General features: G+C 60.9%; 26 protein-coding genes. 14 read left to right on the top strand and 12 right to left on the bottom strand.

What is annotated here, in order from left to right:
* Nucleotides 1-55: 55 nt before the first annotated feature.
* Genes emhC through PGR6_RS22200 form a run of 3 tightly spaced genes read right to left on the bottom strand, consistent with a single transcriptional unit; the run spans nt 56 to nt 5,838 of the window.
* Nucleotides 56-1,516 carry an efflux RND transporter outer membrane subunit EmhC gene (emhC, locus tag PGR6_RS22210; protein ID WP_019580905.1) on the bottom strand — a complete coding sequence of 487 codons (1,461 nt, stop codon included), beginning with the start codon at nt 1,514-1,516 and terminating at the stop codon, nt 56-58.
* Complete coding sequence (gene emhB, locus PGR6_RS22205) at nt 1,516-4,677, bottom strand: efflux RND transporter permease subunit EmhB (RefSeq protein WP_018926862.1); 3,162 nt, start codon at nt 4,675-4,677, stop codon at nt 1,516-1,518. The genes emhC and emhB overlap by 1 nt, the downstream gene beginning before the upstream one ends.
* Nucleotides 4,678-4,680: 3 nt before the next feature.
* Nucleotides 4,681-5,838 carry an efflux RND transporter periplasmic adaptor subunit gene (locus tag PGR6_RS22200; RefSeq protein WP_018926861.1) on the bottom strand — a complete coding sequence of 386 codons (1,158 nt, stop codon included), beginning with the start codon at nt 5,836-5,838 and terminating at the stop codon, nt 4,681-4,683.
* 264 nt (nt 5,839-6,102) lie between these two features.
* On the opposite strand from PGR6_RS22200, the gene emhR reads away from it, so the two are divergent.
* A complete protein-coding gene (gene emhR / locus PGR6_RS22195) occupies nt 6,103-6,735 on the top strand; it encodes an efflux system transcriptional repressor EmhR (protein ID WP_064619872.1) in 633 nt (210 codons plus the stop codon).
* Nucleotides 6,736-7,035: 300 nt separating this feature from the next.
* Here emhR and PGR6_RS22190 read toward each other — a convergent pair whose 3' ends face one another.
* From PGR6_RS22190 to PGR6_RS22180, 3 genes are read right to left on the bottom strand one after another with little or no spacing between them, the layout of a single operon-like run.
* Entirely contained in the window at nt 7,036-8,085 is a 1,050-nt protein-coding gene (locus PGR6_RS22190; protein ID WP_064619869.1) for an alkene reductase, read from the bottom strand.
* Between the two features lie 21 nt (nt 8,086-8,106).
* Nucleotides 8,107-9,273, bottom strand: a complete 1,167-nt coding sequence (locus tag PGR6_RS22185; RefSeq protein WP_064619867.1) for an MFS transporter — start codon at nt 9,271-9,273, stop codon at nt 8,107-8,109.
* A gap of 25 nt (nt 9,274-9,298) precedes the next feature.
* Nucleotides 9,299-9,601 carry an ArsR/SmtB family transcription factor gene (locus PGR6_RS22180; RefSeq protein ID WP_018926857.1) on the bottom strand — a complete coding sequence of 101 codons (303 nt, stop codon included), beginning with the start codon at nt 9,599-9,601 and terminating at the stop codon, nt 9,299-9,301.
* A 155-nt stretch (nt 9,602-9,756) separates the two neighbouring features.
* On the opposite strand from PGR6_RS22180, the gene PGR6_RS22175 reads away from it, so the two are divergent.
* Complete coding sequence (locus PGR6_RS22175) at nt 9,757-10,335, top strand: acyl carrier protein phosphodiesterase (RefSeq protein WP_064619864.1); 579 nt, start codon at nt 9,757-9,759, stop codon at nt 10,333-10,335.
* A gap of 45 nt (nt 10,336-10,380) precedes the next feature.
* Here PGR6_RS22175 and PGR6_RS22170 read toward each other — a convergent pair whose 3' ends face one another.
* Both PGR6_RS22170 and olsB read right to left on the bottom strand, forming a co-directional pair.
* A complete protein-coding gene (locus PGR6_RS22170; RefSeq protein WP_064619861.1) occupies nt 10,381-11,172 on the bottom strand; it encodes a lysophospholipid acyltransferase family protein in 792 nt (263 codons plus the stop codon).
* Entirely contained in the window at nt 11,172-11,927 is a 756-nt protein-coding gene (gene olsB, locus PGR6_RS22165; RefSeq protein ID WP_064619858.1) for an L-ornithine N(alpha)-acyltransferase, read from the bottom strand. The genes PGR6_RS22170 and olsB overlap by 1 nt, the downstream gene beginning before the upstream one ends.
* Before the next feature lie 154 nt (nt 11,928-12,081).
* Here olsB and PGR6_RS22160 point away from each other — a divergent pair, with 154 nt between their 5' ends.
* From PGR6_RS22160 to PGR6_RS22140, 5 genes are all read left to right on the top strand, one after another.
* Complete coding sequence (locus PGR6_RS22160) at nt 12,082-12,969, top strand: acyl-CoA dehydrogenase family protein (RefSeq protein WP_064619855.1); 888 nt, start codon at nt 12,082-12,084, stop codon at nt 12,967-12,969.
* A gap of 65 nt (nt 12,970-13,034) precedes the next feature.
* Entirely contained in the window at nt 13,035-14,129 is a 1,095-nt protein-coding gene (locus PGR6_RS22155) for a serine hydrolase domain-containing protein (RefSeq protein WP_064619851.1), read from the top strand.
* Nucleotides 14,126-14,455: a hypothetical protein gene (locus PGR6_RS22150; protein ID WP_064619846.1), complete on the top strand. Its 330-nt coding sequence runs from the start codon at nt 14,126-14,128 to the stop codon at nt 14,453-14,455. Before PGR6_RS22155 ends, PGR6_RS22150 begins: the two co-directional genes overlap by 4 nt.
* A gap of 103 nt (nt 14,456-14,558) precedes the next feature.
* Nucleotides 14,559-15,149 (top strand): YceI family protein, encoded by a 591-nt coding sequence (locus PGR6_RS22145; RefSeq protein WP_018926850.1) that lies wholly within the window; start codon nt 14,559-14,561, stop codon nt 15,147-15,149.
* 1 nt (nt 15,150) lies between these two features.
* Complete coding sequence (locus PGR6_RS22140) at nt 15,151-16,308, top strand: phospholipase D-like domain-containing protein (RefSeq protein WP_018926849.1); 1,158 nt, start codon at nt 15,151-15,153, stop codon at nt 16,306-16,308.
* A 57-nt stretch (nt 16,309-16,365) separates the two neighbouring features.
* Here PGR6_RS22140 and bglX read toward each other — a convergent pair whose 3' ends face one another.
* Nucleotides 16,366-18,657, bottom strand: coding sequence for a beta-glucosidase BglX (gene bglX, locus PGR6_RS22135; RefSeq protein ID WP_018926848.1), 2,292 nt, complete (start codon nt 18,655-18,657; stop codon nt 16,366-16,368).
* Nucleotides 18,658-18,904: 247 nt separating this feature from the next.
* Here bglX and PGR6_RS22130 point away from each other — a divergent pair, with 247 nt between their 5' ends.
* From PGR6_RS22130 to PGR6_RS22115, 4 genes are all read left to right on the top strand, one after another.
* Entirely contained in the window at nt 18,905-19,516 is a 612-nt protein-coding gene (locus PGR6_RS22130) for a LemA family protein (RefSeq protein WP_064621343.1), read from the top strand.
* Between the two features lie 43 nt (nt 19,517-19,559).
* Nucleotides 19,560-20,300, top strand: coding sequence for a TPM domain-containing protein (locus PGR6_RS22125; RefSeq protein ID WP_064619843.1), 741 nt, complete (start codon nt 19,560-19,562; stop codon nt 20,298-20,300).
* Between the two features lie 48 nt (nt 20,301-20,348).
* Nucleotides 20,349-20,966 carry a TPM domain-containing protein gene (locus PGR6_RS22120; RefSeq protein ID WP_018926845.1) on the top strand — a complete coding sequence of 206 codons (618 nt, stop codon included), beginning with the start codon at nt 20,349-20,351 and terminating at the stop codon, nt 20,964-20,966.
* Between the two features lie 255 nt (nt 20,967-21,221).
* A complete protein-coding gene (locus tag PGR6_RS22115; protein WP_064619840.1) occupies nt 21,222-22,448 on the top strand; it encodes a class I SAM-dependent methyltransferase in 1,227 nt (408 codons plus the stop codon).
* Here the strand turns inward: PGR6_RS22115 and PGR6_RS22110 are convergent.
* Complete coding sequence (locus PGR6_RS22110) at nt 22,438-23,352, bottom strand: DMT family transporter (protein WP_064619837.1); 915 nt, start codon at nt 23,350-23,352, stop codon at nt 22,438-22,440. The genes PGR6_RS22115 and PGR6_RS22110 overlap by 11 nt on opposite strands.
* Before the next feature lie 364 nt (nt 23,353-23,716).
* Between PGR6_RS22110 and PGR6_RS22105 the strand changes: the two genes are divergently transcribed.
* The 3 genes from PGR6_RS22105 (at nt 23,717) to PGR6_RS22095 (ending at nt 25,055) form a co-directional block, all read left to right on the top strand.
* Complete coding sequence (locus tag PGR6_RS22105) at nt 23,717-24,298, top strand: DJ-1/PfpI family protein (protein WP_018926842.1); 582 nt, start codon at nt 23,717-23,719, stop codon at nt 24,296-24,298.
* Between the two features lie 14 nt (nt 24,299-24,312).
* Nucleotides 24,313-24,618: a ribbon-helix-helix domain-containing protein gene (locus PGR6_RS22100; protein WP_019580887.1), complete on the top strand. Its 306-nt coding sequence runs from the start codon at nt 24,313-24,315 to the stop codon at nt 24,616-24,618.
* A 92-nt stretch (nt 24,619-24,710) separates the two neighbouring features.
* Nucleotides 24,711-25,055 (top strand): YegP family protein, encoded by a 345-nt coding sequence (locus tag PGR6_RS22095; RefSeq protein WP_064619834.1) that lies wholly within the window; start codon nt 24,711-24,713, stop codon nt 25,053-25,055.
* A gap of 72 nt (nt 25,056-25,127) precedes the next feature.
* Here the strand turns inward: PGR6_RS22095 and PGR6_RS22090 are convergent, their stop codons facing one another.
* Nucleotides 25,128-26,015, bottom strand: coding sequence for a dihydrodipicolinate synthase family protein (locus PGR6_RS22090; protein ID WP_018926839.1), 888 nt, complete (start codon nt 26,013-26,015; stop codon nt 25,128-25,130).
* Between the two features lie 29 nt (nt 26,016-26,044).
* The gene (locus PGR6_RS22085) at nt 26,045-26,827 is read right to left on the bottom strand and encodes an aldolase (RefSeq protein ID WP_064619831.1); all 783 of its coding nucleotides are present in this window, start codon (nt 26,825-26,827) and stop codon (nt 26,045-26,047) included.
* Nucleotides 26,828-26,864: the final 37 nt, after the last annotated feature.

The raw sequence follows: 26,864 nt of genomic DNA, 5'->3' as shown, positions 1-26,864 counted from the left end.
TTTTCACGACCAACAAAAAGCCCACCAAACGGTGGGCTTCGTGTTTACGGCGCTATCAGAACAACTTCATCTTCGGCGCTTCTTCTTTCAACGGCTCGTTCTTCGCCGTCTGTTCATTCCAGCCACCGCCCAACGCCTTGTACAGGTTGACCGCGCTGGTCAGCTGCGCCAGGCGGTCGGTGATCAGCGCCTGTTGGGCACTGAACAGCTGGCGCTGGGCGTCGAGGAAGGTCAGGTTGCTGTCGACCCCGATGCGATAACGACGCTCGGCCAGACGGTAGTAGTCCTGGTTGGCGCTGACGAAATCACGCTGAGCCTGCAACTGCTCGGTGTAGGTCTGGCGTGCGGCCAGGCCATCGGCGACTTCCTGGAAGGCCGTTTGAATGGACTTCTCGTAGTTCGCCACGCTGATGTCTTTCTGGATCTTGGAGTAATCCAGGCTGGCACGCAGGCTGCCGGCGTTGAAGATCGGCAGGTTGATTTGCGGCTGGAACAACCAGGTGCCCGAACCACCCTTGAACAGACCGGACAGGTCCGGGCTCAGGGAGCCGGCATTGGCGGTCAGGCTGATGCTCGGGAAGAATGCAGCCCGCGCCGCGCCGATGTTGGCGTTGGCGGCCTTGAGGTTGTATTCGGCCTGGAGGATGTCCGGGCGACGTTGCAGCAAGTCCGACGGCAGGCCGGCCGGCACGTCGCTCAGCAGGTCGTCCGACAGTGGCTTGGCTGCTTGCAGATTGGCCGGGATGCCGGTGCCGAGCAGCAACACCAGGCTGTTTTCATCTTGGGCGACCTGACGGGTGTATTTGGCCTGTTGCGCACGGGCGTTTTCCACCGAGGTACGTGACTGGGCCAGATCCAGCGCCGAGGCTACGCCCACTTCGTTGCTGCGCGAGGTGAGCTTGTAGCTCTCCTCGAAGGCACCGAGGGTTTCCTGGGTCAGTTTCAGCAGTTCCTTGTCGGCCTGCCAGGTCAGATAGGCATTGGCCACGCTGGCCACCAGACTGATCTGCGTGCTGCGCCGTGCTTCTTCAGTGGCGAAGTACTTCTGCAGGGCCTCTTCGCTCAGGCTGCGCACCCGACCGAACAGGTCGAGTTCATAGGCGCTGATGCCGACGGTGGCCGAGTAGGAACTGCTGATGTTCGCTTCGCCGGTTTGCGAGGCCCGTGCCGGAACCCGCTGACGACTGCCGCTGCCGGTGGCCGAAACCGCCGGGAACAGGTCGGCGCGCTGGATGCGGTATTGAGCCGCATAAGCGTCGATGTTCAGCGCAGCGACACGCAGGTCACGGTTGTTCTCCAGCGCGGTCTGAATCACCTGCTGCAGCGCCGGGTCGTGGAAAAACTGCTTCCAGCCCTGTTCGGCGGCGGCCTGGTTGGGCGCCTGGGCCGGCGAATACGCCGGGCCTTGCGGGTATTGGCCCGCCACCGGTGCTTCAGGCCGCTGATAATCGGGTATCAGCGAGCAGCCACTCAGCACGAAAGCGGTGACTGCCAGGGAGAGTAGCGACTTGCTCATTAGCCAGCCTCTTGAGGAGTTTCAATGGCGTCATCCTGGTCGGCGACTTTGCGCTGGCCCATGGACGACACGGTGACGAAGAACAACGGAACCCAGAAGATCGCCAGGATCGTGGCCGTGAGCATACCGCCAATCACCCCGGTACCGATCGCATGTTGGCTACCCGAACCGGCGCCCGTGGAAATGGCCAGCGGTACCACGCCGAGCACGAATGCGAGCGAGGTCATGATGATCGGTCGCAGACGCATCCGGCAGGCTTCGATCGCTGCATCGCGCAGGCTACGCCCTTGCTCATGCAGTTCCTTGGCGAACTCGACGATCAGAATGGCGTTTTTCGCCGCCAGACCGATGGTGGTCAACAGCCCCACCTGGAAGTACACGTCGTTGGACAGGCCGCGCAGGCTGGTCGCCATCAGCGCACCGATGATCCCCAGCGGTACGACCAGCATGACCGCGATCGGGATCGACCAGCTTTCATACAACGCCGCCAGACACAGGAACACCATCAACAGCGACAAGGCGTACAGCGCTGGTGCTTGCGAGCCGGACAGACGTTCCTCGTACGACAGACCGGTCCAGGAAATACCGACACCGGCCGGCAGTTTCTTGGCCAGGGCTTCGACTTCGGCCATGGCCTCACCGGTGGAATAGCCGGGCGCCGGGGCACCGAGGATTTCTATCGCTTCCACGCCGTTGTAACGGGCCAGTTTCGGTGAACCGTAGATCCATTCACCCCTGGCGAACGCCGAGAACGGAACCATGGTGCCGGCGCTGTTGCGCACGTACCACTTCTTCAGGTCTTCAGGACTCATGCGAGCGCCGGGCAGGCCTTGCACGTAAACCTTCTTCACACGACCGCGGTCGATGAAGTCGTTCACATAGCTACTGCCCAGGGCAATCGACAGGGTGTTGTTGATGTCGGTGAGGGTCACGCCCAGGGCGCTGGCCTTCTCATCGTCGATTTCCAGCTGGTACTGCGGCTCGTCATTCAGGCCGTTCGGACGGACTTGCGACAGGACCTTGCTTTGCGCCGCCATGCCGAGGAACTGGTTACGGGCTTCCATCAGCTTGTTGTGACCGATGCCGGCACGGTCCTGAAGGAATACGTCGAAACCGGTGGCGTTACCCAGTTCCAGTACCGCTGGTGGCGCAAAGGCAAACACCATGGCGTCGCGGAAGGTAAAGAAGTGCTGTTGGGCACGGGCCGCCAGTTTGAACACGCTGTTGTCGGCGTTACGTTCGTCCCATGGTTTGAGCATGATGAACGCCATGCCCGAACTCTGGCCACGGCCAGCGAAGTTGAAGCCGGTCACGGTAAACACCGAGGCCACTGCATCGCCTTCGCCGCCATCCTTGCTCGGACGCAGCAGGAACTCGCGCATTTCATCCACGACCACTTGCGTGCGCTGGGAGCTGGAACCGGCCGGGGTTTGCACCTGGGCAAACAGTACGCCCTGGTCTTCTTCCGGCAGGAACGCCGTTGGAATGCGGGTGAACAGCCAGATCATGCCGACCACGATAATCAGGTACGCCAGCAGGTACGGAGCCTTGTAAGCGAGCATGTTGCCGACGCCGCGCTCGTAGCTTTTGACGCCACGGTCGAAGTTGCGGTTGAACCAGCCGAAGAAGCCGCGTTTCGGCGTGCCGTGCTCGCCTTTCGGAATCGCCTTGAGCATGGTGGCGCAAAGCGCCGGGGTGAAGATCAATGCAACCAGCACCGACAAGGCCATGGCCGAAACGATGGTGATCGAGAACTGCTTGTAGATCACACCGGTGGAGCCACTGAAGAACGCCATCGGCAGCAGTACCGCGGACAGCACCAGAGCAATACCGACCAGCGCACCCTGGATCTGCCCCATGGATTTCTTGGTGGCCTCCTTGGGTGACAGGCCTTCTTCGCTCATGACCCGTTCGACGTTTTCCACCACGACGATGGCATCGTCCACCAGCAAGCCGATGGCCAGCACCATGCCGAACATGGTCAGGGTGTTGATGCTGAAGCCGAATGCCGCGAGGATCCCGAATGTACCCAGCAATACCACCGGCACGGTCATCGTGGTGATGACGGTGGCGCGGAAGTTCTGCAGGAACAGGAACATCACCAGGAACACCAGCACGATCGCTTCGACCAGGGTTTCAACCACACCCTTGATCGACTCGGTCACCACCGGGGTGGTGTCGTACGGGAACACCACTTCCATCCCTTGCGGGAAGAACGGTTTCAGGTCATCGATGGTTTTGCGCAGGGCCTTGGCGGTATCGAGGGCGTTGGCACCGTTGGCCAGTTTTACTGCCAGACCGGAAGCCGGGCTGCCGTTGAACTGGGCGCTGACGCTGTAGTTCTCGCCACCCAGGCCTACTTCGGCGACGTCTTTGAGGCGAACCTGCGAGCCGTCCTTGTTGACCTTGAGCAGGATTTCCTTGAACTGCTCGGCGGTCTGCAGACGGGTCTTGCCGATGATGGTCGCGTTCAGTTGCTGGCCGGGCAGGGCGGGCAAGCCGCCGAGTTGACCGGACGAGATCTGGACGTTCTGCGCCGCGATGGCGGTTTTCACGTCCACCGGGGTCAGGTTGAAGTTGTTCAACTTGGCCGGGTCGAGCCAGATCCGCATCGCGTACTGGGCACCGAAGACCTGGAAGTCACCGACACCGGCGGTCCGCGAGATCGGGTCCTGCATGTTCGACACGATGTAGTTGGACAGGTCGTCCTTGGTCATGCTGCCGTCACGCGACACCACACCGATGACCATCAGGAAGTTTTTCACCGACTTGGTCACGCGGATACCCTGCTGCTGCACTTCTTGCGGCAGCAGCGGGGTGGCCAGGTTCAGTTTGTTCTGGACCTGAACCTGCGCGGTATCGGAGCTGGTGCCCTGCTCGAAGGTCGCGGTGATGGTCATGCTGCCGTCGGAGTTACTTTCCGACGAGACATAACGCAGGTTGTCGATACCGTTGAGCTGTTGTTCGATCACCTGCACCACGGTGTCCTGCACGGTTTGTGCAGACGCGCCAGGGTAAGTCACGGAGATCGCAATGGCCGGAGGAGCAATGCTCGGGTATTGGTTGATCGGCAGCTTGAGGATCGATAAAGCCCCGACCAGCATGATCACCAGGGCAATTACCCAGGCGAAAATCGGACGGTCGATAAAAAATTTCGACATGGTTTACTCCCCTTTGCCGCCGACAGCGACTTTGGCTGCCTGTGCGGGGACCGGGCTCTTGGCGTTGACGTTGGTGGCTTCAGTGGCCTTGACTTCAACACCAGGTCTGACGAATTGCAGCCCTTCAGTGATCAGGCGATCGCCTGCCTTCAAGCCGTCTTCAATCAACCATTGGTTGCCGACAGTACGGCTGGCCTTGAGCTGACGTAGTTCGACCTTGTTGTCCGGACCCACGACCAGCGCGGTCGGGGTGCCTTTGAGGTCGCGGGTCACGCCTTGTTGCGGCGCCAGAATCGCCGCGCTGTTCACGCCGGATTGCAACTGAGCGTGAACGAACATGCCCGGCAGCAGGGTGTGATCAGGGTTCGGGAACACCGCGCGCAGAGTCACGGAACCAGTGGTCTGGTCTACCGAGACTTCAGAGAACTCGAGCTTGCCGTCCACGGCGTACTGGCTGCCGTCTTCCAGGGTCAGCTTGACCGCGGCGGCATTGTCGCCCGCCTTTTGCAGACGACCGCTTTCCAGTTCGCGGCGCAGCTCAAGCAGCTCCACCGAGGACTGGGTCACGTCGACATAGATCGGGTCCAGTTGCTGGATGACCGCCATGGCGTCGCTCTGGCCACTGCTGACCAGCGCGCCTTCCGTCACCGACGAACGGCCGATTCGACCGGAGATCGGTGCGTAGACCTTGGTGTAGCGCACGTTGATCTGGGCGGTCTGCAGGGAGGCTTCCGATTGCAGGCGGTTGGCCAGTGCCGTGTCGTATTCCTGACGGCTGACGGCCTGTTCGTCGACCAGTTGCTTGTAGCGATCGGAGATCGACTTGGTCGAACGCAGGTTGGCTTCGGCGCTTTTCAGGGTCGCGTCATAGACCGACGGGTCGATCTGATACAGCTGCTGACCGGCCTTGACGTCGCCGCCTTCCTTGAACAGTCGTTTGAGAATGATGCCGTTGACCTGTGGGCGAACTTCGGCAATACGGAACGCACTGGTGCGCCCTGGAAGTTCGGACGTCAGGGTGAAGGCTTGTGGTTGCAGGGTTACGACGCCGACCTGAGGGGTGGGTGCGGCAGGTGCCGCCTCTTCCTTTTTACATCCACTGAGCAGCGATGCCAGGGCGAGGGCAGTAACCAGAGCGGTAACAGCTGGCTTGAATTGCATGAAGATCCTCGGGTCAGGCGCGCAAGTTGCGCACAAGAAAGGTGGAAGGTTAAAGAATTTTACCGGGTGGATAAGTAGCTTGCTAAGGAATATACTTACATTCATGCTTGTTTGTAAATACCTTGGCGGCGTACCCACACCGTTACAAAAGCCGTCCAAAGATTTGAATTGTAGGCCTGAGACGAAGCCCGAAAGCGCTCGCCTCACTTCTATTCAGCGGATGCTCAGACATCGCTGAGGCACCCTGATTGAGGTTTTACTGCCATGGTCCGTCGCACCAAAGAGGAAGCTCAAGAAACCCGAAGCCAGATACTCGAAGCGGCAGAAAAAGCCTTTTTCGAGCGGGGCGTGGCACGCACGACGCTGGCGGATATCGCTACCCTGGCCGGGGTGACTCGCGGGGCTATCTACTGGCATTTCAGTAACAAGGCGGATCTGCTGCAGGCGATGCTCGATACCCTGCACGAGCCGCTGAATGAAATGGCCAAGGCCAGTGAAAGCCAAGACGAACTCGACCCGCTGGGCTGCATGCGCAAACTGTTGATTCATTTGTTTCATCAAGTTGCCATGGACCCGAAAACCCGACGCATCAACGAGATTCTGTTTCATAAGTGCGAATTCACCGATGAAATGTGCGACCTGCGCCAGCAGCGCCGAACGGTCAGCCTCGATTGCAATGTGCGAATCGCGCTGGCCCTGAGTAATGCGGTGAATCGCGGGCAGTTACCGGAAAACCTCGACGCTGCCCGCGCGGCCATCAGCTTGCATGCCTACATCGATGGCATCCTGTATCAGTGGCTGTTGGCGCCCGACAGTTTTCAACTGCACATCGAAGCCGAGCGTTGGGTCGACACAGGTTTGGATATGCTGCGCTTGAGTCCCAGCCTGCGCAATTGAAACAAAATGCGTAATTGGATCCGTTTTTGTCAAGGCATGACGCGGGGAATGTCCCTGCTTCGCGCGCCTTTTTGCAATGGGATGCTTTTATATACGTACGTTCGCCAGGTTGATAGGTAGCGAGCTACGTATTTTGTAGGGATTTTGTGTCGAGTATGTGAATGAGTGTGAACGCCCCGGCTACAAGGGCGCCGAATAGCCGACCAAAGGCATCGCATTTGCCTCGGTGACCTTTGATCTTCCATACGCAAAAGCCCCGGCTCTTTCGAGTCGGGGCTTTTGCATTTCAACGGTCGAGGCTTACAGCGTCGGATAGTCGATATAACCGACCGGGCCCTTGCCGTAGAACAGTTCCGGACGCGGCTCGTTCAGCGGTGCATCGGCCTTCAAGCGCGCTGGCAGGTCCGGGTTGGCGATGAACGGCACACCAAACGCCACCGCGTCGGCCTTGCCGCTGGCCAGCCACTCGTTGGCGCTGTCCTTGGTGAAGCGTTCGTTGGCGATGTACGGGCCGCCGAAGGCTTCTTTCAATTGCGGGCCGAGGCTGTCGGCGCCTTCTTTTTCGCGCGAGCAGATGAACGCGATGCCGCGTTTTCCCAGTTCGCGAGCGACGTAGGTGAAGGTCTCGGACAGGTTGTCGTCGCCCATGTCATGGGAGTCGGCGCGCGGTGCCAGGTGCATGCCGACGCGGCCAGCGCCCCAGACTTCGATCACGGCGTCAGTCACTTCCAGCAACAGGCGCGCACGGTTTTCCAGGGAGCCACCGTAGTTGTCGGTGCGCTGGTTGGTGCTGCTTTGCAGGAACTGGTCGAGCAGGTAACCGTTGGCACCGTGGATTTCCACGCCGTCGAAACCGGCGGCCTTGGCATTCTCGGCCCCCACGCGGTAAGCGTCGACGATGTCGGCGATTTCAGCAGTTTCCAGAGCGCGCGGAGTTGGGTAGTCGGCCAATGGACGAACCAGGCTGACATGGCCTTTAGGCTGGATGGCACTCGGTGCGACCGGCGCTTCGCCGTTCAGGTACGAAGGATGGGAAATCCGACCCACGTGCCACAGTTGCAGGAAGATTTTGCCGCCCGCGCCGTGGATCGCTTTGGTCACATTGCTCCAGCCGCGCACCTGGTCGTTGGACCAGATGCCGGGAGTGTCCGGGTAACCGACGCCCATCGGCGTGACCGACGTGGCCTCGCTGAGGATCAGGCCGGCAGAGGCGCGCTGCACGTAATACTCGGCCATCAGCGCGTTCGGCACACGGCCTTCGTCGGCGCGGCAGCGGGTCAACGGTGCCATGATGATGCGGTTGGCCAACTTGAGGTCGCCCAGTTTGATCGGATCGAAAATTGTCGTCATTTAATAGCTCTCTTTTAGCGATTAATGGGTAGCGGGGGCCAGCTCGGCATCGCCGCTCTGACGGAAAGTAATCAGGGTCACCAGCAGGGCGAGCACCGCCAGTGCGGCTGCCGCGAGTGGCACGCGGGTCAGGCCGAAGCCGTGGGCGATGACGCTGCCGCCGACCCAGGCACCGAGTGCGTTGCCGACGTTGAAGGCGCCGATGTTCAGGGTCGACACCAGGTTCGGTGCAGCCTTGCCGAAGGTCACCACGTTGACTTGCAGTGCCGGCACGGCGGCAAAGCACGCGGTGGCCCAGAGGAACAGGGTGATTTCGGTCGGGATCAGGGCCACGCTGGTCCAGGTCAGCACGGTGGAGACCACCGCCATGGTGATGAACACGCCGATCAGCGTCGCCGCCATGCCTTTGTCAGCCAGCTTGCCGCCGATGATGTTGCCGACTGTCAGGCCCAGGCCGATGAGCACCAGGGTCCAGGTCACGCCACGCGGGGAAACACCAGTGACTTCGCCCAACAGCGGCGCGACATAGGTGAACAAGGTGAAGACCGACGCGGCGAACAAGGCGGTCATGCTCAGGGATAACCAGATACCGGCCCCCTTGAGGGCGCGCAGTTCGGCGCGCATGTCGAGTTTCTCTTCATCGCGCTTGGCCGGCAGGAAGCGGATCAGGCCGATCAGCGCAACCACACCGATCACGGTCACTGCCCAGAAGGTCGAACGCCAGCCGGCTTCCTGGCCGAGCGCGGTGCCCAGCGGTACGCCGAGGACGTTGGCCAGGGTCAGGCCGGTGAACATCAGGGCCACGGCCGACGCACGTTTGTTGGCCGGCACCAGGCCTGCCGCCACCACCGAACCGATGCCGAAGAACGCGCCATGGCACAAGGCGGTGACCACACGGGCAAACATCAGGACGTTGTAGTCACTGGCCAGGGCGCAGAGCAGGTTGCCGATGATGAAAATCCCCATCAACGCTACCAATGCGGCCTTGCGCGGCAGCCTGGCGGTGGCCAGTGCCATGAACGGCGCGCCGATGGCCACGCCCAGGGCGTAACCGGTCACCAGCCAGCCGGCGCCGGGGATCGACACGCCGAGGTCCGCCGCCACATCGGGCAGCAAGCCCATGATGACGAACTCGGTGGTGCCGATGGCGAAGGCGCTCAAGGCCAGAATGAGTAGCGAGAGGGGCATGATTGATTCCTTATCGGCCAAAGGGTCAGAGCTCTTTGCTGAAGGTGCGAAGGAACTCCTGGATGGTTTCCTCGTTGCGTTTGAAAAAATGCCACTGGCCGACTTTGCGGCTGCTGATCAGGCCGGCGCGTTGCAGGGTCGCCAGGTGTGCGGACACCGTGGACTGCGACAAACCGCAACGTTGATCGATCTGCCCGGCGCAGACGCCGTGCTCGTTGCTGTGGGTCTGGTCGGGAAATTCGACGGCCGGGTCTTTGAGCCAGTGCAGGATTTCTCGCCGTACCGGATGTGCCAGGGCTTTTATTATTTCGTCGAGGTCGAGGTTCATGGCTTGGGGCTCGTGATGAGTAAAACGTTATATCGCGATGGGGCGAACTTTAAATCGGTATTTCGCGATATACCAATATGATTTCGGTCTGATGACTGCGTAAATCGGTATATCGGGTTATAACGATATTGGTGAGGCAGTGCTAAGCTGCGCCCATGAACTATCTCGCACATCTGCACCTCGGTGGCCAACGCCCCGGTCAAATGCTCGGCAGTCTGTATGGCGACTTCGTCAAGGGACGGCTGCAGGGGCAGTTCGATCCGGAGGTCGAGGCAGCCATCCAGTTGCATCGCAGCATCGATGTCTTCACCGACCGTCATCCGTTGGTGGATGTCTCGTTGTCACGGTTTTCCATCACGCGCAGGCGTTACGCCGGGATCGTGCTCGATGTGTTTTTCGACCATTGCCTGGCGCGGGACTGGGCGCTGTACGCCGACCGTCCGCTGGGGCAATTCACCTCGGATGTTTACCGGGTGCTGCTGGCCGAGCCACAGTTGCCGGAGCGCCTGGCGAAGATTGCGCCGCACATGGTGGCCAATGACTGGTTGGGGGCTTATCAGGAGTTCGAAGTGCTTGAGCAGGTGCTGCGGGGGATTTCACGCAGACTGACGCGACCCGAGGAGCTGGCCGCGGCAATGCAAGAGTTGCGGCGGTTGTATGAACCGTTGAGCGAGGATTTTCGGTTGTTTTATCCGCAGCTTCAGGATTTTGTGCAGAGTCAGCCGGCGACATAAAACCACTGTGGGAGAGAGCAAGCCCGCTCCCACAGAAAAGTGTGTTTAAGCGGCGATGGCGGGGCGAATCGGGACTTGCCGGGGTTCCGGAATCGCCCCAAACAACGCCTTCTGCACCGCCTGCTGCGCCTCGAACGCCAGCGCCGCGCGTTCCCGGTCCTGGCACTCGATCGGCTTGAGCAGATGAATCTCCACCTCACCCCGATCATTGGCGAACAAGCGCATCAGGTGCGACAGCAAATCATCATCGCCAATGAACGGTGCCAGGGTATCCAGCTCGCCGTTGCGCAGATAACGAATCGCCACCGGTTGCAGCGCCACTTCGGAGTCGATCGCCGCAGACAGCAAACGACCGTGGAAGGTGCGCAGCGAACGGCCATCGGTGGTGGTGCCTTCCGGGAACATCAGCAGCGGGTGTTCCTGTTCCAGATGGCGAGTCATCTGTTTGCGGATCAACTGACTGTCGCCTGAACCACGGCGAATGAACAGGCTGCCAGCCTTGGCCGCCAACCAGCCCGCCACCGGCCAGGTGCGCACTTCAGCCTTGGACAGGAACGACAGCGGCGTGAGCATGCCCAGCAGCGGAATGTCGGTCCAGGACACATGGTTGCTGACCCAGAGCATCGGCGCCTTCGGCAATTGACCATGGACGGTGACATGAAAGGGCAGGGCATTGCTCAGCCGCGCCATGAAAAACCGCGACCAGCGCTGGCGACGGACCATTGAATGGGCAATCCCCAGTCGTTCGAACGCGCCGAACACACTGGCCATGGTCAAGCCCAGCGCCACCACCATCAGCACTCGCGCAATTCGCGCGTACACCCGCAAGCGGCTCATTACACAGCCGCCTTGAAGTGCTTGGCGTAACGCGGGCAGAGCTCGTCGCGCTTGAGCAGGATGAACACGTCGGCCACCTGGAAGTCTTCGTCCCAGCACGGCTCGCCGCAGATCTTTGCGCCCAGGCGCATGTAGGCCTTGAGCAGCGGCGGCATTTCGGCGATGACGTTCGATGGAATGTCCAGCGTCGGCAATGGCTTCTTCGGCTCGGCCCGCAGGTGTTCGGTGCACAGGTAGCGTTCGCGCAGGCGTTGCATGATCGCATGGGCCTGGATGCCGCCGTCCTGCATCGGAATGCTCGCGCATCCCATCAGATAGCTGTAGCCGCCCTGGTTCAGCACTTCGGCCAGTTCACCCCAGAGCACGGCGATGGTGCCGCCGTTGCGGTAGGCCGGGTCGACGCAGGTGCGACCGATTTCCAGGATCGGGCCTTTCAGATGAACCAGGCCATGCAGGCTGAATTCTTCTTCGCTGTAGAACTTGCCCAGGCTGCTGGCGGCCGTGTGGTCGAGCAAACGAGTGGTCGCCACCAGGCGCCCGGTGTTCAAGTCACGTACGCCGATGTGGGCGCAGTGAACATCATAGTCATCCATGTCCAGACCCAATTCCACGCCTTTCAGCCTGGCGTTGAATTCGCCGCTGAACACGTTGAAGCGCAAGGCCTGGGCTTCCTGCAGTGCCTCGGCGCCCACCAGGCGTTCGGCTTGCAGGCGGCGTTCATTGCCGGTGTCGCTGATGCGGGCGATCTGAGTCATTGCGAATCTCCGTACGGGCTGGCCACCCGTCTTGGGTTGCAGCCGATCGACTTTCTTTATGCAGCCGTGTTGTGCAAAGTCAGGCTATGTAGCCCCGGTGTCATCGCCATGAAGCTTTGGTGATGCTTATATGACAGCCCACAAGGAGCCTCTTATGCCCTGGCAAACCCTGTTGAACCGCAGCGATCGCCTGCCCGCCGACTCCGACCTTGGCGAAGGCTTCGCGACCTTGTTGCACCGCTTGGGCACGGTCACCCCGTTCGAATTGGCGGTGAACGGCGGACGCCTGATGGCGACTCCGGGGTTGGCGTTTCTGGTGGGGTATCAAGCGGCGCTGCGGATGCTCTGGCCGAGCGCGCCGCTGAGCCTCGGTGCGTTGTGCGCGACCGAGCAACGCAGCTTGCGGGTGGCGGACATGCAGACCCGGCTGCGGGATCTGCGTCTGAGCGGACGCAAGGATTTCGTCACCGCCGGCGATGCCGCCGACTGGCTGCTGGTCGCCGCTCGCAGCGAAGAGCCAGGCAGCGATCCGCGCCTGAGTCTGGCGGTGGTTTACCCCGGCGAACCGGGCGTGCGTCTGGAGAAACTCGCGCCGTTGCCGTTGATGCCCGAGATCAGCCACGGTCGGCTGTTTCTCGATAACGCGCTGTGCGAATTGTTGGCGGGGGACGGCTGGGATGCTTACGTCAAACCGTTCCGCACCCTGGAAGACATTTATGTGCTGAGTGCAATGACCGCGTGGCTGTTCGGCATTGGCCAGGACAACGACTGGCCGCACACCTTGCAACTGCGTTTGCTGGCGCTGCTGGCCGGGTGCGCGGAAGTCAGCCGCCAGGCGCCGAACAATCCGGCCGGGCATGTGTTGCTGGGTGGGTTGTTTGCGCAATTCGACGGGCTCAAGGCTGAAGTGAATCAGGCCATGACCGACGGCCCGCCGCAGTGGGCGGCGATGTGGCAGCGCGATCAGGCCGTGATGGATCTGGCGGCAGGGGCGCGGGGCAAGCGGTTGGCCAAGGCGTTGGCGGGATCTTCGTTAGGGTGACGGGCCTCCCAAAACTGTCATCAACCTCGACTAGGCTCAGGAGGTTCATCCTCCGAGCGTCCTCCATGTTCAAAGGCTTGTCGCTGATTTTCATCCTGCTGTTCAGCTTCACGGCCAATGCCGAAAACTGGCCGGGCGAGCAGTGGCCAACCGGCCCGACAGTCGCCGGCCCGGCCCTTCAAGCCTTGGAGAACTACGCTTTCCCACCCCGCAACGACACCACCCGCGAGGGCATCCGCACCGATGCCTTGCTGGTGATCCATGACGGCCAACTCGTCTACGAGCGCTACGCCGACCCGACCCGTGCCGACACCCCGCACCTGACCTGGTCGATCAGCAAAAGCCTGATGGCCACGGTGCTCGGCGTGGCCTATGGCGAAGGTCTGTTCAAATTGCAGGACCCGGCGGTGCAGTTCTATCCAGCGCTGGAAAAACACCCCGCCATGACCATGGCCGACTTGCTGCATTGGGCCTCGGGCCTGGATTGGCAGGAAGACTATGAGTACGCACCGTTGAAGTCCTCGGTGGTAGCGATGCTCTACACCCGAGGTCATCGCGACATGGCTGCGTTTACCGCCGACCATGACGCGTACGCCAGGCCCGGTCAGGCCTTCCGCTACTCCAGCGGCGACAGCAATCTGCTTTCCGTCGCGTTGAAAGCCATTGTTGGCCCGGCCCGATATCCGGATTATCCGTGGACCGCATTGTTCGAACCCTTGGGCATTCGCGGCGCGGTTTGGGAAGCGGATGCCACGGGGACATTTGTCGCTTCGTCCTATGCCTACCTCACCGCCCGGGACCTGGCACGGGTCGGCCTGTTGATGGCGCGCGACGGTCGCTGGCGCGAGCGGCAGCTGCTGCCCAAGGCGTGGGTCGACTTCAGCCGTGAGCCGTTCGCCCGCTACCGAGCCAACCAGGATGAAGCGGTGCCCGGCGGGCATTGGTGGCTCAATCGAGCGGTGGATGGTGCGGCACAACCCTGGCCCGATGCGCCCGTCGACACCTTCGCCGCGCTGGGCCATTGGGGCCAGGCGATGTATGTGATTCCCAGCGAAAAGCTGGTGATCGTCCGCTACGGCGATGATCGCGATGGAAGTTACCGGCATAACGAACTGCTCAAACTCGCGCTCAAGGCGTTTGCCATGAAGGTGCAGCCATGAGCCGTCGCAGTTTCATTCGCCGTCGGCCGTTCAGCACGCTGTTGCTGGTGCTGCTGATCGCCGTGCTCGGCTGGGTCTGGCAGGAACGCGTGGCGCTGTGGGCTTTTCCCGACATCATCAGTGCTTACACCGCCAAGGAATACTGCTCGTGCCGGTATGTGATGAACAATCCGGCGGCGTATTGCCAGGGTTATGTGAAGCAGTATTTACCCACCAGCGGTTTCGTCGATGATGCCGCGAGCAAGCGGGTAACGGTCGGCGGATTGGGGCGCAGCAACAGCGCACAGTGGATCGGCGAGCGCCAGGGCTGCCGCCTGCAACCCTGACGTGGTCGTACTCGCCACAAAGATTGGGGCGAAGTCACAGAAAGTTTGCAACCTGCCTCAAGCCAGTTAAGGTTCGCTCAGGTTTATCTGCCCCCGAGTTTCTATGTTCAAGCGGTTCATCTACAAAACCCTCGCTTCCCTGCTGCTGGCCGGTGTCACCGTGTCGGCCCAGGCCAATTGGTATCTGGACGGCGAGTCCTCGCGGCTGTCGTTTGTCAGCACCAAAAACGCCAACATCTCCGAAGTGCAGCGCTTTCTGGTGCTGCATGGCAAGGTCGACCCCAAGGGGCTGGCCGAGGTGGAAGTCGAGCTGGAGTCGGTTAATAGTGGTATTCCGCTGCGTGACGAACGCATGCGCAAGGAACTGTTCCAGATCCAGACGTTTCCCGAAGCGCTGATCACCACGCAGATCGATTTGCGGCCAATCAACGACCTGGCGCCCGGTGCGCAACTGGAATTGCGCTTGCCGGTGACCGTCGACCTGCATGGCAAGCAACACCAATACAACGCCGAACTGCTGGCGACCCGTCTCGATGACCGGCGCTTTCAAGTAGTGACCCTCGAGCCTTTGGTGATCAGCGCCGAAGATTTCGACCTGGCCCCAGGCCTGGAAAGCTTGCGCAAGCTCGCCGGTTTGTCGGCCATCAGTCTGTCGGTACCGGTGGGTGCGGTGCTGATTTTCACGGCGCGCTGAAATGCGTGGTGCAATTTTTCCGTGGCGCGAAGGCAATCGCTTCGAACTGCTGATCGACGGCCCGCAGTTTTTCCCGCGCATGCTGGTGGCGATTGCCCGCGCCGAAGAACAAGTCGAGCTGGAGCTGTACCTGGTGGAGGCAGGGGCCTGCGCTGAGGCGATGGTTCAGGCGCTGGTCCAGGCGGCCGAGCGTGGCGTGCGGGTACGCTGTCTGTTCGATGACTATGGCAGCCTGGCCTTCACCCTGACTTTGCGTCAGCGCCTGATGGCCGCCGGGGTCGAGTTGCGTTTTTACAATCGGCTGAGCTGGCGACGCTGGGTGGGCAACTTCTATCGCGATCACCGCAAGTTGCTGCTGGTGGATCAATCCCTGGCGGTCGTTGGTGGCACCGGGGTCACCGATGAGTTCTGGTCGCCGGGCGAAGACACCTGCGAATGGCACGAAGTGATGGTGGAAATCACCGGTCCCCTGGTCATCGACTGGCAATTGCTGTTCGACCGCCAATGGATCGCCAACCGCTATCGGCGTGCCTGGAAACCCGTTTCACACTTCGGTCTACCGCGCCTGCCGCGAGTGCCGGTGATGGGCGAGGGCATGGGCCGGGTCGCTTATGCCGACGCCCGCCAGCACCGGGACATTCTGCAATCGCTGATTCGCGCGCTGAACAGCGGCAAGCAGCGAATCTGGCTGGCCACGCCCTATTTCCTGCCAACCTGGAAAGTCCGCCGCTCGCTGCGCCGGGCGGCGAATCGCGGCGTCGATGTGCGTCTGCTGCTGACCGGGCCGCGTACTGATCACCCGTCGGTGCGCTACGCCGGGCATCGCTACTACCCGCGACTGCTCAGGGCCGGGGTGAAGATCTTCGAATACCAGCCGTGTTTCCTGCACCTGAAAATGGTGTTGATCGACGATTGGGTGAGTATCGGCTCATGTAATTTCGATCACTGGAATCTGCGCTTCAATCTGGAGGCCAACCTCGAAGCCCTGGACCCGGGGCTGACCCGAGCGGTGGCGGCGAGTTTCGAGAATGACTTTGCCTTGAGCCAGGAAGTCAGTCTTGAGGCGTGGAAGCGCCGACCGTTGTGGCGGCGGGTCAAGCAGAGGGTTTGGGGATGGGTGGATCGGGTGGTGGTGAATCTGCTGGATCGGCGGGGGTAGGTTTTTTAGATCCAGATCATTCCCACGCAGAGCGTGGGAATGATCAATTAAGCGGGGTTACAGCAACTCAAAGCTCTGCTGCGTCACGTCCTGTGAGTCCAGGCCGATCTCCACGTTGAACTTGCCCGGTTCCGCCGCGTACTTGAGCTGGGCGTTGTAGAACTTCAGGTCATCCTCGGTGATGGTGAAGTGCACGACTTTCTGTTCGCCGGCCTTGAGCAGCACTTTCTGGAAGTTCTTCAGTTCCTTGACCGGGCGGATCATCGAGCCGGTCACGTCCTGGATGTACAACTGCACCACGGTTTCGCCGTCACGCTTGCCGGTGTTCTTCACCACGACGCTGGCGTCGAGCTTGCCGGTCTTGTTCAGCGTGGTCGACGACAATGCCATGTCGGTCAGGCTGAACTGGGTGTAGCTCAGGCCGAAGCCGAACGGGAACAGTGGCCCGGTGGTGTCTTCGAAATACTGCGAGGTGTAGTTGCCCGGTTTGCCGGGAGTGAACGGCCGGCCAATGCTCAGGTGGTTGTAGTAGGTCGGAATCTGACCCACCGAGCGCGGAACGGTGATCGGCAGCTTGCCCGACGGGTTGTAGTCGCCGAACAGCACGTCAGCGATGGCGTTACCGCCTTCGGTGCCGCTGAACCAGGTTTCCAGAATCGCGTCAGCCTGCTCTTTCTCTTCGAGAATCGACAGCGGACGGCCATTCATCAACACCAGCACCAGCGGTTTGCCGGTGGCTTTCAACGCCCTGATCAGCTCGCGCTGGTTGCCCGGGATGTTCAGGTCGGTGCGGCTCGACGATTCGTGGGACATGCCACGGGATTCGCCAACCGCAGCCACTACCACATCTGCATCCTTGGCGGCTTTTACCGCTTCGTCGATCAACACGTTGGCCGGGCGCGGATCGTCCACTACTTCCGGGGCATCGAAGTTGAGGAAGTTCAGGTAATCGAGGATTTTCTTGTCGTCGGTGATGTTCGCGCCACGGGCGTAGATCAGCGTCGACTGCGCGCCGAGGGCATTTGTCATGCCGTCGAACAGGGTGACCGATTGCGCAGGTTTACCGGCGGCAGCCCAACTGCCCATCATGTCGATCGGTGCTTTTGCCAAAGGGCCGACCAGGGCGATTTTCGCGGTTTTCTTCAGGGGCAGGGTATCGCCCTGGTTCTTCAGCAACACCAGGCTGCGGCGCGCGACATCACGGGCCTCGGCGCGGTGCAGGCGGCTTTCGGCGTAGGTGTCGGCCGGGTCATCCTCGGCCTTGCCGATGCGCAGGTACGGGTCTTTGAACAGACCCATGTCGTACTTGGCGGCGAGCACTTCGCGCACGGCGTTGTCGATGTCTTTCTGTTCGATCTCGCCGGATTTGAGCAGTCCCGGCAGCTCTTTGCCGTAGAGCGTGTCGTTCATGCTCATGTCGATGCCGGCCTTGATCGCCAGCTTCGCCGCTTCACGACCGTCGCGGGCGACGCCGTGTTTGATCAGCTCGAAAATCGCCCCGTGGTCGCTGACTGCCAGGCCCTTGAAGCCCCATTCCTTGCGCAGCAGGTCGTTCATCAGCCAGGTGTTGGCGGTGGCCGGTACGCCGTTGATCGAGTTCAGCGCAACCATCACCCCGCCGGCACCGGCGTCGATGGCGGCGCGGTACGGCGGCAGGTAATCCTGGTACATCTTGACCGGGCTCATGTCGACGACGTTGTAGTCGCGACCGCCCTCGACCGCGCCGTACAAGGCAAAATGCTTGACGCTGGCCATGATGCTGTCAGCCGCGTTCGCACCGCTGCCCTGCAAGGCCTTGACCATCACACCGGCAATTCGCGAAACCAGGTAGGTGTCTTCGCCGAAGCCTTCGGAGGTGCGGCCCCAGCGTGGGTCGCGGGAGATATCGACCATCGGCGCGAAAGTGATGTCGAGGCTGTCAGCCGCGGCTTCCTGGGCGGCGATGCGCCCGGACCGGCCAATGGCGTCCATGTCCCAGCTCGAGGCCAGGGCCAGGGGAATCGGGAAAATCGTGCGGTGGCCGTGGATCACGTCATAGGCGAAGAACATCGGGATCTTCAACCGGCTGCGCATGGCCGCGTCCTGCATCGGACGGTTTTCGGCGCGGGTGATCGAGTTGAAGGTGCCACCGATATTACCGGCCGCGATTTCCTTGCGGATCAGCTCCCGAGGCATTTCCGGGCCGATGCTGATCAGGCGCAACTGGCCGATTTTTTCATCGAGGGTCATTTGTTTCATCAGATGGCTGATGAAGGCGTCCTTGTTCTCTATCGGTGCGGGCGTCGTGGCGGCCAATACGGTATGACTGGCCAGGCTGACGAACAGGCCCAGCAAACACAGCTTCTTCATGAATGTTCTTCTCAAAAGGCCCAAGCGGCAGTGAATACGCGCCGGTCAGCCAAAATTTGGGGAGCGACTATTGTTGTTTGGGTATTGCTCAGAAAAATGCAGCACACTTCTTACTGCTTTTTCGCTGGGCATCTTTTAGCCCATTGGCTCGATGCAATCCAGTAGCGGCGCAGATTATGCCCCAAGAGCCGGGGTCAAAGTTCGCCGGTTGTTTTATCAACGCAATGTGCAAGGGAGCATCAACCAGATGAATGTACGACACCCCTATCGGTCGAGCCTGCAGGTTGCAGCCTTGATGTTGCTGACCGCTCTGCTGGCCGGTTGCGGCATCAACACGATCCCGACCCTCGACGAGCAGGCCAAGGCCGCCTGGGGCCAGGTGCAGAACCAGTACCAGCGCCGCGCCGACCTGATCCCCAACCTGGTGGAAACCGTCAAGGGCTATGCCAAACACGAGGAAGAAACCCTGACCGCGGTGGTCGAAGCCCGGGCCAAGGCGACGTCGATCCAGGTGGATGCCAGCACGCTGGACAATCCGGAAAAACTCAAACAGTTCCAGCAGGCGCAGGATCAGCTGACCGGCGCGCTGAGTCGGTTGATGGTGGTGTCCGAGCGTTATCCGGACCTCAAGGCCAACCAGAACTTCCTGGCGCTGCAATCGCAACTTGAAGGCACCGAGAACCGCATCGCCGTGGCGCGTCGCGACTTCATCCTCGCGGTGCAGAAGTACAATACCGAGCTTCGTACCTTCCCCGGTCGCTTGTGGCACTCCGTGTTGTACAGCGACTTGCCGATCCGCGAAACTTTCGAGGCCACCAGCCCCGGTGCCGAAAAAGCGCCTGAAGTGAAGTTCCAGTAGGCGCCGGACCGGGTTTGAAGTGCCACCAAGGAAGAGGTTGCCAATGCGCGTGATGAAAGTGGGCCTGATGCTGTTGTTCTGGGTCTTTGCCCTGACGGCCCAGGCCGGGTTGAAGTTTCCGGAACTGACCGGACGGGTGGTGGACAACGCCCAAATGATCGAGCCAGCGGTGCGCGAGCAGCTGGTTCAGCAGCTTAATGCCCACGAGAAGTCCACCGGCGAGCAGTTGGTGGTGGTCACGTTGCCGGACCTGCAGGGCGCCGACATCGCGGATTTCGGTTATCAACTGGGACGCTACTGGGGCATTGGCCAGAAGGACAAGAACAACGGCGCGCTGCTGATTGTCGCGCGTGCCGAGCGAAAATTGCGGATCGAAGTCGGTTATGGCCTGGAAGATCGCCTGACCGATGCGCAGAGTTCGGTGATCATCAATCAGGTGATCACGCCGGCGTTCAAGGCCGGCAATTTCAGCAAGGGCATCAGCGATGGCGTTTCGGCGATGCTGGTGGTGCTGGGGGGCAATCCGCTGAACGAGCCGTCGACGGTGTATGAGCCGCGTGGCAATCAGGAGAGCGATTTCGTTGCGCGGCATCCGGGAATATTCGTGTTCCTGGTGCTGCTGTTTATCCTGACGATCTTCGTCGGCCAGATGTTCGGTATTCTGCCAAGTGGAGGGGGTAGAGGCCGGGGTGGTTTCGGTGGCGGAGGTTTTGGCGGCGGTGGCGGGGGCTTCAGTGGCGGCGGGGGCAGTTTCGGCGGCGGTGGTTCGTCGGGCGGCTGGTGATGACACGGCGGGAAACACAACAACAATAGCGAGCAGGCATTCATAAACATGGCATTACTGACTGAACACGAACAACGCAAAGTCGCCGAGGCGATTGCCCGGGTCGAGCGCGACACCGACGCCGAACTGGTGACAGTGCTCGCGGCCCGCGCCGACGACTATGCGTATATCCCGCTGCTCTGGGCCAGCCTGTTGGCGCTGGTGGTGCCGGGTATCGTGCATTACCTGACCGGTTGGCTGACCATGCACAGTCTGTTGCTGGTGCAATGGGTCAGCTTCATCGTTTTGTGCCTGGTGTTCCGGATTCCGAAAGTCACCACGCGCCTGATCCCGCGCTCGGTCCGTCACTGGCGTGCGTCGAACCTGGCGCGTCGGCAGTTCCTGGAGCAGAACCTGCACCACACCGTGGGCGGCACCGGCATGCTGATTTTTGTCTCCGAGGCCGAGCGCTATGTGGAGATCCTGGTGGATGAAGGGATTTCCAAACGGCTGGACAACAAGAATTGGGACGCGATTGTGGCGACGTTTACCCAGCAGGTGAAGCAGGGGCAGACGTTGCAGGGGTTTGTGACGTGCATCGAGGCGTGCGGCGAGTTGCTCAAGGTGCACGTGCCGGTGACCCAGGTGCGCAATGAATTGCCGAATCGGTTGGTGGTGTTGAGCTAAAAAGATCGCAGCCTTCGGTAGCTTTTGTGGCGAGGGGGCTTGCTCCCGCTGGGCTGCGAAGCGGCCCCAAAACCGGCAAACACACGCTGTCAGACACACCTCGTTGTCTGCTTTGCGACTGCTGCGCAGCCGAGCGGGAGCAAGCTCCCTCGCCACAGAATCTTTGCCGTTTGGCAAATAACAGTGTTCCTGAACCGCATCCCCCCTAAAATACCCGCCATTCCCCGATTCGCACCGCCCGAGGCCGTTTTTTCCATGTCTGTCACCGCCACTCCCGCCAGCCTCGCGCCGGATCACCACGCCCAGTTCATCGACCTGCTGCAAACCAGCCTGGACGCCAATGCCTTCATCAAACTGGTGCTGGCCAAGTACGTTGGTGGCGAAGCGGACTTGCAGCGGTTGATCATCAAGCAGCTGACGGTCAAGGATCAGCCGTGCCTGTCCTTCGTCTACCGCTACAAGACCCGCGACATCACCAAGAACCTGCCGATTGCCGAAGGTGTGGCGACCATTGCCGCGCTGTTGCCGGCATCGTTCAAAAATGCGCATTTACTGTCACTGACCGACGAAGCCCAGCTCGAATACAGCAAAAAGGGCAAATCTTCGCTGTTCAAGAGCAAACCTCAGCAATTGCGTGAAGTGCCGTCCGCCGAGCACAACCGCGAGAAGAACCGCTTCCTCGACCTGAACCGGCCGTTCCTCAAAGACCTCGGCGTGACCAACGCCCAGCATGAGCTGATCCCGGCGATGTCGCGCAAGTGGAAGCAGATCAACAAGTTCATCGAAGTCTTCAGCCATGCGCTGACCTCCTCGCCGCTGGCGCTGGACAAACCGGTGCGGGTGGCGGATTTCGGCTCGGGCAAGGGTTACCTGACGTTCGCGATCCATGACTACCTGCGCAACACCCTGAAAGCCGAGGGCGAGGTGACCGGTGTCGAGCTGCGTGAAGACATGGTCAAGCTGTGCAACAGCGCGGCGGCGAAGCTGGAACATCCGGGGCTGGTGTTCAAATGCGGTGACGTGCGCAGCGTGGCGCCGAGCGAGCTGGACGTGATGATCGCGTTGCATGCCTGCGACATCGCCACCGACTATGCGATTCACACCGGCATCCGTTCCGGCGCTGCGATCATCATGTGCTCGCCGTGCTGCCACAAGCAGATACGCCTGCAGATCCAGAGCCCGGCATTGCTCAAGCCGATGCTGCAATACGGCTTGCACCTGGGCCAGCAGGCGGAAATGGTCACCGACAGTTTACGTGCGTTGTTCCTGGAAGCCTGCGGCTACGAGACCAAGGTGTTCGAGTTCATCTCACTGGACCACACCAACAAGAACAAGATGATTCTGGCGGTCAAACGCGCCGAGCCGGTGGACCCGGCTCAGCTGTTGGTGAAGATTCAGGAGCTGAAGGATTTCTACCACATCAGCGAACATTGCCTGGAAACCCTGCTGCGGGCTGACGGGTTCCTGGTCGCTAAGGCTTGAGCTGAACCCCCGCCGGTAACGTGCCCGGTTGCGCCGGGCGCACTGCGGTCTTGCGCCCGAGCATCACCGTCACGATCACCCCGGCCGCAAACAGCCAGGTAATCGGCTCGACGTGCTCACCGAAGAACAACGCCGAAAACGCGATGGTGAAGAAGATCTGCAGCAACTGGATCTGACTGACCCGGGCGATGCCGCCCATGGCCAGCCCGGCGTACCAGGCAAAGAAGCCGATGAACTGCGAAAACAGCGAGACATAACCGAAGGCCCACCAGGTCCTGGCCGAAATCTCGCCCTGATGTTGCAGCGCCAGGTACAACACCGGCCCAATCAGCAACGGCGTCGACAGCACCAACGCCCAGCAGATCACCTGCCAGCCGCCCATCTCCCTGGCCAACCGGCCGCCTTCGGCATAGCCCAACCCACCCACGGCAATCGCCCCGAGCATCAGCAAGTCACCGGCCTGAATACTGCCGGCGCCGCTGATCAGCGCATAGCCGAGCACCAGCGCACTGCCCAGCGCGGCGCAGGCCCAGAAGGCTTTCGACGGACGCTCATGGGACAGCCACGCGGCATACAGCGCCACGCACAGCGGTTGCAAGCCATTGACCAGTGCGCCGTGGGAGGCGGGCAGTGTCTGCATGGCCCAGGCCGACAGCACCGGGAAGCCGAGGATGACCCCGGCGATAACCAGTGTCAGGCCTTTGACCTGTTTCCAGGTGGGCCATTTTTCCCGGCGCCACAGCAACAAGAGCGCTGCTGGAATCGCCGCGAACAGCGCCCGGCCAAGGCCATTGAGCAGCGGATGGAGTTCCTGCACGACGATCCGTGTGAAGGGCAGGGTCAGGCTGAAGATAACGACGCCGATCAGGCCGAGGGCCATGCCGGTGTTTTCGCGCGAGGACATGATGGATGACCAGAATTCAGGGTGGCGGGAAGTTTCTTTATCTAGCCATAAACCTGAGGCTTTCCGCTGTTACAGCTGGGTGCAGAGTTATCCGTACAGTTAAGCGCGGTCCCTGTGGCGAGGGAGCTTGTCGGATCGCCGCACCGTCCCGTTCGGCTGCGCAGCAGTCGCAAAATCAGAGACCATCGATTGAATGACGAAGCCGGTAGGGCCGCTTCGCGCCCCAGCGGGAGCAAGCTCCCTCGCCACAAAAAGCCAATCCAGTTCATATCGTCCGTAGTAGTCGGTTATTACCCGACCCGCCGGATAAGGACTACCTTGAATACTCCTGCAGGCCCACGCATTTTCCAGAGGAGTCCTCCCCATGGCTGCTAAAAAAATCCTGATGCTGGTTGGCGATTACGTCGAAGACTACGAAGTGATGGTGCCCTTCCAGGCGCTGCTGATGGTCGGCCACACGGTGCATGCCGTTTGCCCGGACAAAACCGCCGGCCAGACCGTGCGCACGGCGATTCATGACTTCGAAGGCGACCAGACCTACAGCGAAAAACCCGGTCATCTGTTTGCCCTGAACTTTGATTTCACCAAGGTCGATGCGGCGGACTACGACGCGCTGCTGATCCCGGGCGGTCGTGCGCCGGAGTACCTGCGCCTGAACGAAAAAGTCCTGGCGCTGGTGCAAGCGTTCGACAAGGCTGGCAAACCGATCGCCGCCGTATGTCACGGCGCGCAATTGCTGGCCGCCGCCGGTATTCTTGAAGGTCGCGAATGCAGCGCCTACCCGGCCTGTGCCCCGGAAGTGCGCCTGGCTGGCGGCACGTACATCGATATCCCGGTGACGGAAGGCCACGTTCAAGGCAATCTGGCCACAGCCCCGGCCTGGCCGGCGCACCCGAGCTGGCTGGCCGGTTTTCTCGGGTTGCTGGGCACCAAAATCACGCTGTAACGAGGGACCTGCCCATGTGCGAGCTCTACGTCAAGGCCGATCCGATTCTCTACGAATCGCGCTCCCGCTCGCTGCGCATCTGCGGGGTGGTGACCACCCTGCGGCTGGAGAACCAGTTCTGGGACATCCTCAGCGAAATCGCCGAGGTCGACGGCATGACCACCAATCAGTTGATCGCCAAACTGTATGAAGAGGTGATGGACTACCGCGGCGAGGTGGTGAATTTCGCCTCGTTCTTGCGGGTCAGTTGCATGCGCTATTTGAGCCAGCGCCGGGTGCAGGCACCTGAGTTGTCGGTGGTGCGGACGGTGGTGAAGTAGGGCGGTTTTGTTTGGACCTTACCGGCGACAGAAAACCTGGCTTGGTCTTTACTCTGAAGCGCGAAACCTCTCAATCGCCAAGGAGAACAAGCATGTCTGGATGGTACGAAGTGAGCAAAACCAGCAATGGTCAGTTCAAGTTTGTGTTGAAAGCGGCCAACGCCGAAACCATTCTGGTCAGTGAGCTGTACACCACGCGCGGTGCGGTCGATAGCGGAATCGCCTCGGTTCAGGCCAATAGCCCGCTGGACGAACGCTACGAGAAAAAAAACACCAAGGACGGCCATCCTTACTTCAATCTGAAGGCCGGTAACCACGAGATCATTGGCAGCAGCGAGTCTTATTCATCCGATGCCGCGAGGGAAAAAGGCATCGCCAGCGTCAAGGCCAACGGTCCGACCACGGTGATCAAGGACAAGACCTTGCCGGTGTTCTAAATACACCGCATACCCACTGCGGGAGCGAGCCTGACGGCTCTCTCCCGCAGTAGTTTTGTGTGTTACCGACGATCAGCGCAACGCGTTCAACAAACCCTGCAACTGACTGCGGCCAGTCTCGCCGAGTGCAAACACCGGCAACCGCGGGTCGCCCGCTTCCAGCCCGACCAGGCGCAAACCGGCCTTGATGGTCGCCGGCAGGCCGCCCTTGAGGATGAAGTCCAACAACGGCAACTGGCGATAGAACAGTTCGCGAGCCTTGCTCAGATCATTGGCCAATACCGCTTCGTACAAGTCGAGATTGAGCTGCGGGATCAGGTTCGGCGCCGCTGTGCACCAGCCTTTGGCGCCGGCCGCGAACGCTTCCAGTGCCAAGGGATTGCAGCCGTTATAGAACGGCACCCGGCCTTCGCCCAGCAGTTGCAGTTTGTGCATGCGCTGAATATCGCCGGTGCTTTCCTTGACCATAGTGACGTTGTCGACCGCGTTGAAAATCCGCAGGATCAACTCCACCGACATGTCGGTGCCGCTGGTGGCCGGGTTGTTGTAGAGCATGATCGGCACGCCGATGCTCTCGCCGATGGCGCGGTAGTGGGCGAGGATTTCCGCCTCGCTGAGTTTCCAGTACGACGCCGGCAGCACCATCACCACATCGGCGCCGTGGGCCTCGGCGAAACGCGCGCGGCGCACGGCTTTGGCGGTGGTCAGGTCGGACACGCTGACGATGGTCGGGACGCGTTTGGCGACGTGGCGGATGCTGAATTCGCTGACTTGATCCCATTCCGCGTCGCTCAGGTAAGCGCCTTCGCCGGTGCTGCCCAATGGGGCGATGGCGTGGACACCGCTGTCGATCAGGCGGTCGATGGAACGCCCGAGCGCGTCGAGATCAACGCCTTCGCCCTGGGCGGTGAACGGGGTGATGGTGTAGCCGATGATGCCGTGAATGTTTACGGTCGACATGGCGTCTCTCCTTTCAAGAATGAGTGGGGTCAGTGCAGGCAATCGGCGTGTTGGCGCAGGTTCTGCCGGGCGTAGTAGTTGAATGCGGCAGCGTGGCGCTTGGGCTTGGATATCCAGTCGTGGGCTTCACGGCCCAGCTCGGGAAGAATCGGTTTGATTGCACCGGCGGCCATGGCCAGCAACTGCAACTTCGCTGCGCGTTCGATCAGTTGCGCAATGACACAGGCCTCTTCGATGGTCGCGCCGGTGGACAACTGGCCATGGTGGGAAAGCAGGATCGCCCGCTTGTCGCCCAAGGCCCCGGCAATCAGTTCGCCTTCTTCATTGCCCACGGGCACCCCCGGCCAGCCTTCGAGAAACGCGCAGTCGTCGTAGAGCGGGCAGAGGTCCATGTGGGAAATCTGCAGCGGTACTTCCAGCATCGACAGCGCCGCGACGTGAGTCGGGTGCGTGTGAATAATGCAGTTCACGTCCGGCCGGGCGCGGTACACCCAGCTATGGAAGCGGTTGGCCGGGTTGGGCATGCCGTGGCCTTCAAGCACTTCCAGGTCTTCGTTGACCAGCAACAGATTGCCTGAAGTGATCTCGTCGAAACCCAGGCCCAGTTGCTGGGTGTAATAGGTGCCCGGTTGCGGGCCGCGAGCGGTGATTTGCCCGGCCAGGCCGGAGTCGTGGCCGTTTTCGAAGAGAATGCGGCAGGTCAGGGCCAGCTTTTGCCGGTCGGTCCACGTATTATCCGCCAGGGTGTTTTGCATCTGTGTCAGCGCTTGCTTGACCAGTTGCTCTTTGGGTAGTGCTAATGTCTTGGCCATATCGGTGTCCTTTGGGTGGGGCATGCAAATGACACTA

It is taken from the genome of Pseudomonas sp. GR 6-02 (assembly GCF_001655615.1).
Lineage (GTDB): Bacteria > Pseudomonadota > Gammaproteobacteria > Pseudomonadales > Pseudomonadaceae > Aquipseudomonas.
The sequence above is the reverse complement of the archived record's forward strand: the minus strand, read 5'-3'. Positions and strand labels throughout refer to the sequence as shown.